Source organism: Arthrobacter sp. cf158 (assembly GCF_900106835.1).
Classification (GTDB): domain Bacteria; phylum Actinomycetota; class Actinomycetes; order Actinomycetales; family Micrococcaceae; genus Arthrobacter.
The window spans coordinates 115,606-129,787 of sequence record NZ_FNNR01000003.1 but is presented as its reverse complement, the minus strand read 5'-3'; the positions used below and the strand labels follow the sequence as shown (position 1 = coordinate 129,787).

The following is a 14,182-nucleotide window of genomic DNA, read 5'->3' as shown; positions in this document are numbered from 1 at the left end:
GCCATGTAAGGCCTCTAGAACACTCGCCGGGGAAGCCCGACTGAGTCGCACATCACATCTATGACGGCGGCATCAACGTCACAGCCGCTGAAGCGCCTGATCTGCTCCGCCGCTTGGTACATCAGCATCTCAAGCCCAGGTACCACCGCTCCCCCGTGCCCGTGCCACACGTCCGCGAGGCGGCTGGGCCAAGGATCATAAGCGACATCCAGCAGGACCCCTGCGCCCGTTCCGGGGAGCGCGGCGAGCTCTTCCGCCACAGCATCCGCTGCGCGCGGTGGGAAGGTGGAAATCACCAAGTCTGTACCAGCAATGGCCGTGGCTGCTTGTGTGAGCGGCCGGACGGTCAGGGAAATTCCGACGGCGGCAGCAGCAGCTTCCGCGTCGCCGGCCCGTCCCGCGTCGCGAACAAAAACATCGACGTGGCCGGCACCGAGTTCGTGCACGGCAGCCACGGCGGCTGCCGAGGTACCGCCGCCACCAAGAATGGCGGCATGGGGCGTGGAAACCACTCCGGCATACCTGACCGACTCGACGATCCCGGCGACGTCGGTGTTGTAGCCCACACGACGCACCAATCCGCCGTCGTGCTCAAAAACAACAGTGTTGATGACCCCCAGGTGGGCGCCTGCGCCTCGGACCTCGTCCACTTCACGGACCATGGCCGATTTCAGCGGCATGGTCACCGAGAGGCCACACCATGTGTCATCGCCACGCAGCGAGTTCATGAAGGACGGGAGCGCCTCGACGGTGACGTCAATCGCCGAGTAGTCAATGTCGACACCAAGCTTGGCGTAGGCGGCTGTGTGCAAGGCCGGGGACTTCGAATGCGAGATCGGATGCCCCAGGACTGCGGCACGACGACTCACACACACCGTCCAGCATTTGCCTGGCACCACGCGTTGTACTGCTCAACGTAAGTGTTGTGCTCAGCCAGGGTCTTGGAGAACTTGGTCTCCTTGGTATCCAGGTTGATGGTCACCCAGTAGAGGTAGTCATTTTGCGTGGGCTTGGCGGCGGCATCGATGGCAGTCTTGCCAGGTGAACCAATGGGGCCGGCCGGGAGCCCGACATTTGCATACGTGTTGTACGTGTTGGACTTGTCAGCCTTTTCTTCCTCCGTGAGGTGGAAGGATTTCTTGCCCAAACCGTAGGTCACGGTGGCATCCGATTGGATAAGGCCACTGGTTTCGACGTTGTTGGGCTTCAGCCTGTTGTAGATGGCACCGGCCACGTTTCCGTAGTCCGCCTGCCCACCCTCTGCCTGGACAATACTGGCAATTGTCACGGTGTCGTACTGCTTGGCGGGATCAGTGATGCCCTGGGACTTGAGCTCGTCCAGTGTGGTTGAGACCAGCTTCTGGATGATGTCCTTGGCCGGCGTACCCAGCTCAAAACGGTACTCTCCGGGAGCCAGGAAGCCTTCCAGGTTCTTGGCCTTGGCCGGGACCCCAAATTGTGCAGGCGCCTGGTTAAACGCGTTGAGTTGCTCCATGGAGATACCCGAGCCCTTGGAGATAGCTTCCAACGACTCATTGATGCGTAAGCCCGCGCTCAGGGCAAAGTACATGACCTTCGATGCGTCCTTGTTCGCCAGGACCGCCACGGCGTCTGAGTTCTTCATTTCCGTGCGGAACGTGAATTCGCCCGGAGACAACTCTGCGCCTTCCTTCATGAACTCTTTCACGAAGGCATCGGCGTCGGCCACCACTTTGTTCTCCACCAGGGCGGTGGCCACAATCTTCGGCCCGGAACCCTCCGCCACTGTAATGACCACAGATCCCGTGCCCGGGCCCGGGTAGTCGGTCACCTTGTCCATCCCCAGCAGGGGCTTCAGGAATTGGGCTCCGATGGCAATGGCGGCTACGAAGACACCGAGGGTGATCAGGAGGGCGACAACACGACGGCGGCGGCGCGCCTTCTTCGCCGCTGCCTTCGACACCGTTGGCTCAACGGGGAGGAGCAGATCGTGGTGATGATCGTCGAGATGATGCTCGGCGTGGAGGTCACCATGGGCGTCGAAGACGTGGTGGGCATCGTGCCCTGCGTATTCATGGACGGCCGCGTCGGCGTGCTGGATGTCCGCCTGCCCATGGTTCAGATGTTCTGGATCACCGCTGAATGCATGTACACGAACATCATCCGCGTGCTGGTCTGCGTCATGAACGGGGAGCTGGTCCTGGCGGACATCATGGTCCTGCTGTTGCGATTCAGTGAGGTTAACTAAGTCATCCTGACTGTCTTCCACCTGGGGTTCAACGGAAGGGGCTGGGTCTTGGTTCGATTCCGCGGAAACTGATTCAGCAGCATTCACGGGCTCTGCTGCCGGAACGGGTGGAGTTGTGGCTGCCGGACGGGCTTCAGCAGCAGGGTTGTCGGCAGCCGTTGGCTGGGACACAGGCACAGGCGGGACCGCTGGTGGCGGAGGAGCTGCCGAGGCCGCCGGAACCGCGGGGACGGGACGGGGCAGTTCGGGCTCAACGTCCGCTGGCGGGGCGGTCTCCCCAGGAGTCGCTTCGGGAACGGGTACGACGTTGTGGTTCTGCGTGGCGAGGAATCGTTCCCGCGCCCGCAGCTCCTTGCGGGTCAGCGGCATGCCGCCACCGGCGGTACCGCTGGAGGGGTCGTTGTTGACCGGGCTCACAGTTGCAGTCCCCTCGTAGAAGAATCGGGTTCATTGCCGGAGGCAGCCCGCAGCGTTGGGGCACTGCTGGGTTTTTCGGACTGCGCCGGTGCCTGCACTCGGCGGCCAACGTCCGTTCCTCTGGCTTTTTGCATGTCGATTGCGTGCTGAAGTATTCCAGCAGCAGCAACCTGATCAACCACTTTACGGTGGTTCCTGCTGCTCATGCCAGCTTCGTGCAGGTTGCGGTGTGCCGTAACAGTTGAAAGTCGCTCGTCAACGAGGTTCACGGGGATGTCCAAACCGGCCCTTACCAGCTCGGCAGCCAGCAGTTCGGCGTACGTCATGGCCATTTCCGCGGAAGCGCGTTCCTCGCCCTTCATGGTGCGTGGAAGGCCAACGAAAATCTGGACCGCCGGCAATTCCGAAGCGTGTTTGACCACAACACGGACATCAGAGTTCTTCTTGGCGTCCCGGCCCACGGTCTTGAATGGCGTGGCAAGGATTCCGTCGGGATCACACATGGCCAGGCCCACTCTGACGGTACCGACGTCTACCCCCAGCTTGACTCCGTGGGGGTAGACGCCACTGTTAGTACTCGCAGCCACCGTCAGCGCTTGGCTATCGCATCCACCACCGCTGTGAGGGCCTCCGAGACCTTCGCAGCGTCGGTGCCGCCGCCTTGGGCGACATCGTCCTTGCCACCACCGCCGCCGCCGAGGATACCGGCCGCGAGGCGGACCAACATTCCGGCCTTGACTCCGGCTTCACGGGCGGCCTCGTTCGTAGCGATCAGGATCACCGGACGATCGTTGCTGACGCCGGCTACTGCCACGGTGGCCGCTTCAGAGCCCAGGCGGCTGCGGAGATCCAGGGCAAGGTTGCGCAGATCGTCTGCCCCGCCCACCTGACCGGCGTCGTGGGCTACAACCCGCACGCCAGCGGCATCCTTCGCGGTGCCCACCAGGTTGGCGGCGGCCGCAGCGAGCTGCTCCTTGCGGAGGCGGTCGAGTTCCTTCTCCGTTGCCTTGAGCTTGTTCAGGGTGCTGGAGATGCGGTCCGCCAACTGTCCGGACGGAACCTTCAAGAGCTCGGTGAGCTCAGTCACCAAGGCACGCTCCGCGGCCAGGTGGCGGAAGGCATCCAAGCCCACGAACGCTTCAACACGGCGGTTTCCCGAGCCAACAGACTGCTCTCCCAGCAGGGATAGGCTGCCAATCAGCGAGGTGTTGGACACATGCGTGCCACCACACAACTCACGGGACCATGCGCCGTCGATCTCCACGACACGTACTTCGCTGCCGTAGTTTTCTCCGAACAGCGCCATAGCGCCCAGCGCCTTTGCCTCAGCCAGTCCCATCACCTTGGTGTCCACCCGGAAGTTGTTCCGGATGGCGATGTTGGAAACCTCTTCGATTTCAGAGCGGGTGGCAGTGCTCAGGCCTTCGCCCCAGGCAAAGTCGAAGCGCAGGTAGCCCGCTTTGTTGTAGGAACCACGCTGGGTAGCTTCAGGGCCCAGGATCTGGTGCAGGGCGGCATGCACGATGTGCGTACCGGTGTGCGCCTGCTCCGCGGCGTGGCGCCGTTCACGGTCCACTGCAGCGCGCACCAAAGCATCGGAGCCGATTTCGCCCTCACGAACAATCGCCTTGTGCACGCTCAGGCCCTTGATGGGACGCTGAACGTCCAGTACTTCCACCACGAAGCCGTCGCCTGTGATGAGGCCGGTGTCTGCAGACTGTCCACCAGCTTCTGCATAGAACGGTGTCTCGTTCAGGACGAGTTCGATCTCGTCACCGGTGGAAGCATGGGCTACTGCCCGGCCGCCACTGACAATGCCACGGACCTTCGCTTCGCTTTCAAGCTCGTCGTAGCCCGTGAAGACGGTCTCACCCTTGCCCAGCAGTTCCTGGTAGGCGCTGAGGTCAGCATGACCACCCTTTTTGCCCTTGGCGTCAGCCTGTGCGCGCTGCCGCTGCTCAAGCATGAGTGAACGGAACCCGGCCTCGTCCACCTTGAGGCCGGCTTCTTCAGCCATTTCCAAGGTCAGGTCGATCGGGAAGCCGTAGGTGTCGTGCAGCGCGAAGGCATCGGCGCCGGACAACGGAACCCCCGCAGCCTTCGACTCGGCAACAGCGTCCTCCAAGCGCGCAGTGCCGGAGGCAATCGTGCGCAGGAAGGCCTTTTCTTCGGCATAAGCAATGCGGCTGATCCGGGCAAAGTCAGTCTCCACCACCGGGTAGACGCCCTTCATGGCATCACGGGAGGCGGGCAGGAGATCGGGCAGGCAGGCTTTCTCGACGCCCAGCAGGCGCATGGCGCGGACGGCACGGCGGATCAGGCGGCGGAGCACATACCCGCGGCCCTCATTGGACGGCGCAACGCCATCAGCAATGAGCATCAAGGCAGAACGAATGTGGTCGCCGACAACGCGCATGCGGACATCATCCGTGTGGTGCGGGTCTTCCGGGGACTCGGCCGAGGTGTACTCGCGGCCGGACAATTCAGCGGCTTTATCGATCACAGGACGGACCTGATCGGTCTCGTACATGTTTTCAACACCCTGGAGGATCATCGCAAGACGCTCCATGCCCAGGCCGGTGTCGATGTTCTTCTGCGGTAGTTCGCCCACAATGTCAAAGTCCACCTTGGAGCGAACATTCTCGATCTGGTACTGCATGAACACGAGGTTCCAGATTTCGATGTAGCGGGTCTCGTCAGCGAGAGGGCCGCCCTCAATGCCATAGGCAGGGCCGCGGTCATAGTAGATCTCCGAGCAAGGCCCCGCAGGTCCGGGCTGTCCTGTGGACCAGTAGTTGTCGGCCTTCCCCATGCGCTGGATGCGTTCGGCCGGGATGCCGGTGTTCTTGAGCCACAGTTCTTTGGCTTCGTCGTCTTCTTCGTAGACCGTCACCCAGAGGCGTTCAGCCGGAAGACCATAGCCGCCGTCGTCAACGCTCTTGGTGAGCAACTCGAAGGCGAACTTGATGGCGTCTTCCTTGAAGTAGTCCCCGAAAGAGAAGTTTCCGCACATCTGGAAGAACGTCCCGTGGCGGGCCGTCTTTCCAACTTCCTCGATGTCACCGGTGCGAATGCACTTCTGGACGCTCGTGGCGCGGCTGTAGGGTGGCTCCTCGCGCGCGGTCAGGTACGGAATGAAAGGCACCATCCCGGCCACAGTGAAGAGAAGGGACGGGTCGCTGGAAACGAGCGACGCGGAAGGAACGGCGGTGTGGCCCTTACTGACAAAAAAGTCCACCCAGCGTTTGGTGATCTCCTGCGACTTCATTAGCTGATTACTTACCCTTCTCAATTCACTGCACGTGATGTGCGCGGTACCGGCTGGTGCCGTTCCGCAGTTTTCCATTCTGCCCTGTTGCGGGCGCGGGAGCGAAACGCTCCGGCTAGCGGCGGCCTGCTCCGGCCTCGTCGATCCCCAACGCCGCGCGCAGGTCCTCTTCACGCTGGTGCATGCCCGAACGCACTGCATCGGCAAAGTCGAACAAGCCATCTGCCATGCGGCCTACAGCGCGGTTCAAGCCTTCAGGGCCGATGCTGGCCTGGGCTTCGGTGATTTTCCGAAAGGCAATGACGCCGATAGCGACGCCAATGCCCATCCAAACAATTCTTTTCATGGGGTTATGTTCTCCCGTTGGTTCAGCGGTTACTCGTCCAGCGATCGCTTTGTTCAGCGGCTGCGGCGGCCGGAGGAAGGCGTGCGGCGGGCCGCGAATGCCGAGCGGACGCCGTAGCTGAAGGCGGCTACCTTGATCAAGGGTGACCCCACTGTGGCAGCTACAAGTGAAGACAGTGCAGAGATGTTCGCCGAAGCATCGGAGACGTTGGAGGCGATGCCGTCAACCTTCTTCAACTGCTGGTTGGTGGTGGAGACTGTGGCGGTCACCTCATCCATCAGGGGCGTAGCTCCGTCGCTGATGGAACGGATGGAAGTCCGCACTTCGTCAAAGACGCCGCCCAGTTTCAGGATGGGCACAGCCAACAGCAAAACAAGGAGCGCGAACACTCCTGCTGCGATGAGGCCGGCGATGTCGCCACCAGACATAGAACTCTTCTCCTAGGATCGTTGCGCTGCCCTGCACCAGCCGACTATCGGCTCTGGACAAGGCCTCCCCAGTACCTTACCTACTTTGCACCGGTACCTTACATACAAAGAAGCCCGCGGCATGTGCCACGGGCTTCTTTGTATGCGCTGCGTAAATTTAGCGAGCGTAGAATTCGACGACGAGCTGCTCTTCGCAGATCACGGGGACCTCAGAGCGCTTCGGGCGACGAACCAGGCGTGCCTGCAGGGCGTCGATCTTGACGTCCAAGTAAGCCGGTACGTTGTTCAGCACGTGTGCGCCGGCTGCTGCCACCTGGAACGGGGGCATAACCTCGGAGCGGCTGTGAACGTGGATGAGCTGGCCTTCGCCAACGCGGAAGGACGGGCGGTCCACGCGGATGCCGTCAACCATGATGTGGCGGTGCACAACCAGCTGGCGTGCCTGCGCGATGGTGCGGGCGAAACCTGCACGGAGCACGAGGGCGTCCAGACGCATTTCGAGCAGCTCAACCAGGTTTTCACCGGTGAGGCCCTTGGTGCGGCGTGCTTCTTCGAAGGCACGGGTCATCTGTGCTTCGCGGATGCCGTACTGGGCGCGCAGACGCTGCTTTTCGCGCAGACGTACGGCGTAGTCGGAGTCCTGCTTCTTGCGGGCACGGCCATGCTCGCCGGGGCCGTACGGACGGCGCTCCATGTACTTGGCGGCCTTGGGGGTCAGAGCAATGCCGAGTGCACGCGAGAGGCGTGCGGTACGGCGAGCACGAGTGTTGTTAGCCACTTGTGTCCTTCCAATTACTGCGGTGTGTCTGTGTTACTGGCCTCCATCAGGGAGAGCATCGGCCAACCGCTGCCTCTTGCTACTAGCCCGGGCGCACAGCACTATGGAGAAAATCTTCAAGGGATTGTGCGTCGGGCCATGCCAGACAAGGATCTATCCTACCATGTGCGGGGTGGTCATCCACCGCCTGGGTGCTGCTAGCGGGTTACTCCCCACGCACGATCCTGCGTAGCTTTTCCAGCCTTGCCGAAATGTCACGTTCGGCACCGTTACTGGTGGGCTCGTAGTAATCCCTACCCACAAGGTCGTCGGGCGGATACTGCTGCTGGGCTACTCCGTGGGGTTCGTCGTGGGCATACTTGTAGCTCTTGCCATGGCCCAGTTGTTTCGCGCCTGGATAGTGCGCGTCACGCAAGTGCATGGGAATGCCGCCACCGAACCCGGCCCGGACATCAGCCACGGCCTTGTTCAACCCCATATAGGCAGCGTTGGACTTGGGAGCGGTGGCCAGGTGGACCACGGCTTCAGCCAGGACAATCCGGCCTTCGGGCATGCCGATCAGCTGCACCGCTTGGGCCGCGGCCACTGCCGTCTGCAGTGCCGTGGGATCTGCCATTCCAATGTCTTCTGCCGCGGAGATCACGATGCGTCGGGCCACGAACCTCGGATCCTCGCCGGCTTCCAGCATGCGTGCCAGGTAATGCAGGGCCGCGTCTACATCCGAGCCCCTGATGGACTTGATGAACGCGCTGGCCACGTCATAATGCTGGTCGCCAGCACGGTCGTAACGAACAGCAGCAGCGTCAAGTGCCCGCTCTGTATGGCGGAGTTCCACCAGTACCGGAGCATCAGGGGCGCCGTCGTTGGCGAGGCCCGCTTCGTCGTCGTTCCCGTCATGGTCCCCGTCGACCCTGTCTTCTTCCGCTCCGGCTCCGCCCTGTTCCGCCCCGACGGAGTGGACATCCCCGACGGCGGCAGAGTCACCGAACGCCACGCCAGCGGCAGCTTCCAGCGCGGTGAGTGCCCTGCGGGCGTCACCGCCGGACAAACGGACCAGATGCTCCAAAGCCTCATCACTGAGCGAAACCCGTCCGGCGAGGCCCCGGGCATCGGCCACTGCCCTCTGCAGCAAACCGGAAATGTCGTCGTCGGTGAGCGGCTTCAGCGTCAGCAGAAGGGACCGGGACAGCAAGGGCGAGACCACGGAGAACGACGGATTCTCCGTGGTGGCGGCCACCAACACCACCCAGCGGTTCTCGACGCCGGGTAGCAATGCATCCTGCTGTGCTTTGTTGAATCGATGGATCTCATCCAGGAAGAGGACCGTGGTCTTCTTGTAGAGATCGCGCGCTGTCAGTGCCTCGTCCATGACGCGCCGGACATCCTTGACTCCGGCGGTGATGGCCGACAATTCAACGAATTTCCTGCCTGGACCACGGGCAATCACATGCGCCAAAGTGGTCTTGCCGGTTCCAGGTGGCCCCCACAGAATGACTGAGCTCGGGCCAGCCGGGCCGGCCGCTTCAGCCCCTGCAGCCAACTGGCGCAGTGGCGAACCGTGACCCAGCAAATGCTGCTGGCCTACAACGTCGTCCAGAGTGCGTGGCCGCATCCGCACGGCCAGCGGGCTGCGCTGCGATGCCATCCAGTGAGCGTCGGACGGTCCCCCGGTGGCAGGCAGATCCTCCGACTCGTCGTCGTGTCCTGCACCCGCACCAAAGAGATCTTCCACATGGATAGGCTACTCATAGTTCCAGCAAAGGAGACATCGGCCATGGACCGCCAAGCATCTGCCCCGCACCAGCGATCCGGCAGCCGGACCGCTATGGTGCCCGCAGACAGGTTGCTGGGTTGGGTGGAACGGTTCACGGCCAGCCATGGCCCGGCTGTCGAGGACCTCGACGACGGTGGGTTGGTGCTGCGTGCCGCTGACGGCACCAAGGCGCTGCTGCGGGCTCCCTGGCCGACCGACGGGCGTCCGGGCCGCGGTGCAACGGAGCTGGACCGATTGGCGTCGCTGGCCAGCCAAGAACGCGGGCTGGGCTTGCTGTTGGTCCGCAGAGGCGGCTACGCGATAGCCGCTGCCAGCGGATCCACGATCCTCGCATGGAAGAGCGGTAAGCGCCTGGTGGAGATCAAGGCAACAGCCGAACACGCCGCCCGGATCTACAAGGATCAGCGCATCGAGTACATCGTCCCCGGCGGTGACCGGGCATCAGTGGATCAAGTCCTTGCCCAGCCAGCCCTCAGATCGGTGGCGGGCCGCACACGGCTGGCCTTCCTGGACATTCAGGAGCCCAAGTCCAGCGTTCTGGCCAAAGCCGCTGCGGATGCGTGCTCCGTGCGGGTCATAGTATCCGATCCCCCGGACTAGGAGCCGTTGTCCAGCACTGCTGCTCAGGAGCTGTCCTCCAGAAGCTGCTGTTCAGCAGCCGCCTGGGGCACGCCGCAATGGAGCCTGCCGATACAGGTAGCTGCCGTGCGCGGAGAAGCCTGCCTGTGTGTAGAGCGACTGCGCTCCGTGATTGGCCGCCGTGACCAGCAGCCAGAATCCTTCAAGGCCCAGATGCGCGCCGGCCTCCAACAATCCGCCCAAAACCCGTGTGCCGTATCCGCGCCGGCGGTGCGTTGCCGACGTCGCCATGCTGTAAATGCCACCCCAGCCATCCACCAGGGCCAGGCGCCCAACGGCGGCCGGAACGCCGTCGTCGTCCCTGATCAACGCATACAACGACGGGCAAGCGGTGAGTATCTTCCGGGCAACGGCCATCTCGGCCTCGCCGCCACGCCCGTCTACTGACCACCAGACCTTGAGCCATTCCACGGAGGGTTGTTGGGTGATCTCCAGCCCCGGCTGGCCGGCCGGCAAGCCCTCCACGTCACGAACCATGATTCGGGTTTCGGACTGCCTGGTGAAGCGCTGCCTATCCAACACAGCGTTAAGGGCAGCACTGCCGGCATCCTCGAAAACCTGGAAGATCAAAGGAAGGCGACGACGCCGGTACCACTCGCCTGCGGCCCGAACGGCGGCTTCGATGACGCTGTTATCTGGAGAGAGACCCGCTTCCCCGGAGGTTTGCCGTGGCCACACGGAATTGGCACGCTGCGTTACTCCCTCCGAAGCCCGCAGTACCCACCCTCCCGCGTCCTCGCGCTCGATGGCGGGCCACGCTTTGTCCATGAGCCTTTCGATGGCGGCTTGATCCACCACTGCCCCTCACCTTTCGTTGGAAGGAACACCAAAGGCTCCCCACCGCAGTGGAGAGCCTTTGGCAGTTGTACTACTCGGCCTTCGCCTCTGCCTTGGCGGCAGGCTTGGCCTCGGGCTTGAAGTCGACGCCCGCTTCCTTGCGCTGCTGCGCCGTGATGGGAGCAGGAGCCGCGGTCAGGGGGTCGTAGCCGTTGCCGGACTTCGGGAACGCAATGACGTCGCGGATGGATTCCACGCCGGCGAGCAGAGCCACCACGCGGTCCCAGCCGAGGGCCATGCCGCCATGCGGAGGAGCTCCGTACTTGAAGCCCTCCAGGAGGAAGCCGAACTTCGTTTCGGCGTCTTCCTTGTCCAGTCCCATGAGCTGGAAGACGCGTTCCTGCACTTCGCGCTCGTGGATACGGATGGAGCCGCCACCGATCTCGTTGCCGTTGCAGACGATGTCGTAGGCGTAGGAAAGCGCCGACTCCGGGTCTTGGTCAAACGTGTCAAGGAACTCCGGCTTGGGCGAGGTGAAGGCGTGGTGAACGGCCGTCCACTGTCCCCCACCCACTGCGACGTCGCCAGAGGCAACAGCAGCGGCAGCAGGCTCGAACATGGGAGCATCCACGATCCAAACGAACGCCCAATCCTTGGGATCGATCAAGCCGGTGCGGTGGCCAATCTCAACACGTGCGGCACCCAGCAGGGCACGCGCCGCGGACTTCTCGCCGGCAGCGAAGAAGATGCAGTCGCCGGGCTTGGCGCCAACGGCGTCAGCAAGGCCGGCACGCTCTTCATCCGTGAGGTTCTTGGCAACGGGGCCGGCGAGCTCGCCGTCCTCCTTGAAAAGGACGTAGGCCAGGCCCTTGTGTCCACGCTGCTTGGCGAATTCCTGCCAGCCGTCCAGGGTACGGCGCGGTTGGGAAGCGCCACCGGGCATGACCACTGCGCCGACGTAGGGTGCCTTGAAGACGCCGAAGTTAGTGTCTTTGAAGAACTCGGTAAGTTCAGTCAGCTCCACACCAAAACGCAGGTCAGGCTTGTCCGAACCGTATTTGGCCATGGCGTCCAGATACGTCATGCGGCGGATCGGGGTGGGGATCTCGACGTCGATCAACTGCCACAAGGCCTTGACGATTGCCTCGCCCAATTCAATGACATCGTCCTGGTCAACGAAGCTGGCTTCGATGTCCAACTGCGTGAACTCCGGCTGACGGTCGGCACGGAAGTCCTCGTCACGGTAGCAACGGGCAATCTGGTAATACTTCTCGAAGCCGCCCACTTGGAGGAGCTGCTTGAAAAGCTGCGGCGACTGCGGCAGGGCGTACCAGGAACCCGGGGCAAGACGGGCCGGAACCACGAAGTCGCGGGCGCCTTCCGGCGTCGAACGCGTCAGCGTGGGAGTCTCGATCTCGACGTATCCGCGCTGGTGCAGCAGTTCGCGTGCCACACGGTTTGCCTCTGAACGCAGGCGCATGTTGCGTGCGGGGCCGGGACGGCGAAGGTCAAGGTAACGGTGCTTGAGCCGGGCTTCCTCGCCGACCTCCACGTGCTCGTCAATCTGGAACGGGAGGGGCTCGGAGGTGTTGAGGATAACAACCTTGTCCGCGATAACCTCGATTTCACCGGTCGCCAAAGCCGGGTTCTCGTTGCCTTCGGGACGCTTGTTGACGGTACCCGTCACCTGCAGAACGTACTCGTTCCGCAGGCCGTGGAAGACCTCTTCCTCACGGACAACCACCTGGGCGACACCGGACGCGTCACGCAGGTCAACGAATGCAACGCCACCGTGATCACGGCGGCGGCCCACCCAGCCGGCCAGGGTAACGGTCTGTCCAATGTGCTCGGAGCGAAGGGATCCGAGGTCATGTGTGCGCAGCACAGCATTCCTTTCAGCATGAAATTTAGAGGGACCGCTGCAAAGCGGTCCCGTCCGAGTTTACCCGCCCCGGCCGCGGCTCCCGCCAAGAGGCGGGACAAACTATCTGTCTATCAGCCGGTGGTGACCCGGACGTGGAGGTCCTCATCCGCAGGTGTCCAGCTTGCCGGGTCCGCGTCTACCTGCTCACCGGAGCGGATATCTTTGACCTGGTGCTTGCCGTCATCGTCTGTGAACCATACAAAGGGAATGCCGCGACGGTCAGCGAATTTGATTTGCTTGCCGAACTTCTCGGCCTTTGCCGCAACTTCCGTGGCGATGCCCCGGCCGCGCAGCTGGGCGGCAATGTCCTGCGCCGCGGACCAGCTGTCGTCTGAATTCAAGGCAACCAACACCGCTGTGGGCACCGATCGGGAGGCCATGGCCAATTCCTGGCTGAGGATGCGCGAGACGAGTCGCGTCACGCCAATGGAGAGCCCGACGCCGGGGAACTTGCGGTTGCCCTTGCCCGCCAAAGCGTCATAGCGTCCGCCCGAACAAATGGAACCGAGCTGCTCATGCCCCACGAGCACCGTCTCCACCACGGTTCCTGTGTAGTAGTCCAGGCCGCGGGCGATGCTGAGGTCGGCCACCACCTTGCCAGGGGCGCGCTGGACGGCAGCCTCAATAACCTGTTCGAGTTCGTTGAGGCCTTCTTCAAGAAGGTCATCTGTGATGCCCAAGGCGCGGACCTGCTGGACAAACGACGTGTCTTCAGTGCGGATGCTTGCCAGCTGAAGGGCAAGGCTTGCTTGCTCATCCGTCGCACCCAGCTCCGACTTCAACAGTTCGGCAACCTTCCCGGCGCCAATCTTCTCCAGTTTGTCGATGCTGCGAAGAACACCAGCCGTGTCCGTCAGGCCGATGCCGCGATAAAAGCCCTCAGCCAGCTTCCGGTTGTTGATCCGGAGCCGGAAATCCGGAATCGGCAACGCACTCAGTGCCTCGGCAATGACCAGCGCGATCTCTACGTCGTAGCGGAAGGGCAATTCGCCGTCGCCCACCACGTCAATGTCCGCCTGCGTAAACTCGCGTGCGCGGCCCTCCTGGGGACGCTCGCCACGCCAGACCTTCTGGATCTGGTAACGACGGAACGGAAACGCCAGGTAACCGGCGTTCTCCACCACGTAGCGGGCAAATGGAACGGTGAGGTCAAAATGCAGGGCCAGCGCGTTCGGATCGCCCTTATCCGACTTTGCAGCGTCTCCCTCGTCATCCTGGAGCCTGCTCAGGCCGTAGACCTCTTTGTCGATCTCACCCTTGCGGAGCAGCTGCCCCACGGTCTCAACGGCGCGGGTCTCAATGGAGGAAAATCCGTGCAGCTCGAACGTCTTTCGGAGAGTGTCCAGCACATGAAGCTCCACCAACCGCTCCTGGGGAAGCCACTCGGGGAATCCGGACAGGGAGGCGGTACGTGCCATGGGGGAATTGTCTCCTCAAAGAAAGCTGAACTGGAATCGGCGCCGCAGCTTTAAAACGCCCGAACGGCGTTTACAGGGCGGGCGTCCAGCCGGACATGCATAAACTATGTGCGGCAGCCAGTTTATGCTTTCCGCGCGTGCACATCTAATGCAGCATGCCCGGGTTCCTGTCGGCCGCCATCTATT

12 protein-coding genes are annotated in these 14,182 nt (G+C 62.6%); 1 reads left to right on the top strand and 11 read right to left on the bottom strand.

Going from position 1 to position 14,182, the window contains the following annotated elements:
• Positions 1–14: 14 nt before the first annotated feature.
• The 8 genes from BLW08_RS06625 to BLW08_RS06590 form a co-directional block, all read right to left on the bottom strand.
• Positions 15–869, bottom strand: coding sequence for a shikimate dehydrogenase family protein (locus BLW08_RS06625; RefSeq protein ID WP_090821669.1), 855 nt, complete (start codon positions 867–869; stop codon positions 15–17).
• A complete protein-coding gene (gene mltG, locus BLW08_RS06620) occupies positions 866–2,644 on the bottom strand; it encodes an endolytic transglycosylase MltG (protein ID WP_091324021.1) in 1,779 nt (592 codons plus the stop codon). The genes BLW08_RS06625 and mltG overlap by 4 nt, the downstream gene beginning before the upstream one ends.
• A complete protein-coding gene (gene ruvX / locus BLW08_RS06615; RefSeq protein ID WP_091324019.1) occupies positions 2,641–3,231 on the bottom strand; it encodes a Holliday junction resolvase RuvX in 591 nt (196 codons plus the stop codon). The genes mltG and ruvX overlap by 4 nt, the downstream gene beginning before the upstream one ends.
• A gap of 2 nt (positions 3,232–3,233) precedes the next feature.
• A complete protein-coding gene (gene alaS / locus BLW08_RS06610; RefSeq protein ID WP_090821675.1) occupies positions 3,234–5,912 on the bottom strand; it encodes an alanine--tRNA ligase in 2,679 nt (892 codons plus the stop codon).
• Positions 5,913–6,027: 115 nt separating this feature from the next.
• Positions 6,028–6,258 (bottom strand): hypothetical protein, encoded by a 231-nt coding sequence (locus BLW08_RS06605; RefSeq protein ID WP_175538604.1) that lies wholly within the window; start codon positions 6,256–6,258, stop codon positions 6,028–6,030.
• Positions 6,259–6,311: 53 nt separating this feature from the next.
• Positions 6,312–6,686: a DUF948 domain-containing protein gene (locus tag BLW08_RS06600; RefSeq protein ID WP_090821679.1), complete on the bottom strand. Its 375-nt coding sequence runs from the start codon at positions 6,684–6,686 to the stop codon at positions 6,312–6,314.
• Between the two features lie 157 nt (positions 6,687–6,843).
• Complete coding sequence (rpsD, locus tag BLW08_RS06595) at positions 6,844–7,464, bottom strand: 30S ribosomal protein S4 (protein ID WP_011774968.1); 621 nt, start codon at positions 7,462–7,464, stop codon at positions 6,844–6,846.
• Between the two features lie 205 nt (positions 7,465–7,669).
• Positions 7,670–9,196 (bottom strand): replication-associated recombination protein A, encoded by a 1,527-nt coding sequence (locus BLW08_RS06590; RefSeq protein ID WP_091324016.1) that lies wholly within the window; start codon positions 9,194–9,196, stop codon positions 7,670–7,672.
• Positions 9,197–9,238: 42 nt separating this feature from the next.
• Between BLW08_RS06590 and BLW08_RS06585 the strand changes: the two genes are divergently transcribed.
• Positions 9,239–9,838, top strand: a complete 600-nt coding sequence (locus BLW08_RS06585; RefSeq protein WP_090821683.1) for a Vms1/Ankzf1 family peptidyl-tRNA hydrolase — start codon at positions 9,239–9,241, stop codon at positions 9,836–9,838.
• A gap of 51 nt (positions 9,839–9,889) precedes the next feature.
• On the opposite strand, the gene BLW08_RS06580 is transcribed toward BLW08_RS06585, so the two are convergent.
• The 3 genes from BLW08_RS06580 to hisS all read right to left on the bottom strand — a co-directional run bounded on the left by BLW08_RS06580 (position 9,890) and on the right by hisS (position 13,996).
• Complete coding sequence (locus tag BLW08_RS06580; protein WP_091324014.1) at positions 9,890–10,675, bottom strand: GNAT family N-acetyltransferase; 786 nt, start codon at positions 10,673–10,675, stop codon at positions 9,890–9,892.
• 70 nt (positions 10,676–10,745) lie between these two features.
• The gene (aspS, locus tag BLW08_RS06575; protein ID WP_091324012.1) at positions 10,746–12,539 is read right to left on the bottom strand and encodes an aspartate--tRNA ligase; all 1,794 of its coding nucleotides are present in this window, start codon (positions 12,537–12,539) and stop codon (positions 10,746–10,748) included.
• Between the two features lie 110 nt (positions 12,540–12,649).
• Positions 12,650–13,996, bottom strand: a complete 1,347-nt coding sequence (gene hisS / locus BLW08_RS06570; RefSeq protein ID WP_091324011.1) for a histidine--tRNA ligase — start codon at positions 13,994–13,996, stop codon at positions 12,650–12,652.
• Between the last annotated feature and the right edge of the window lie 186 nt (positions 13,997–14,182).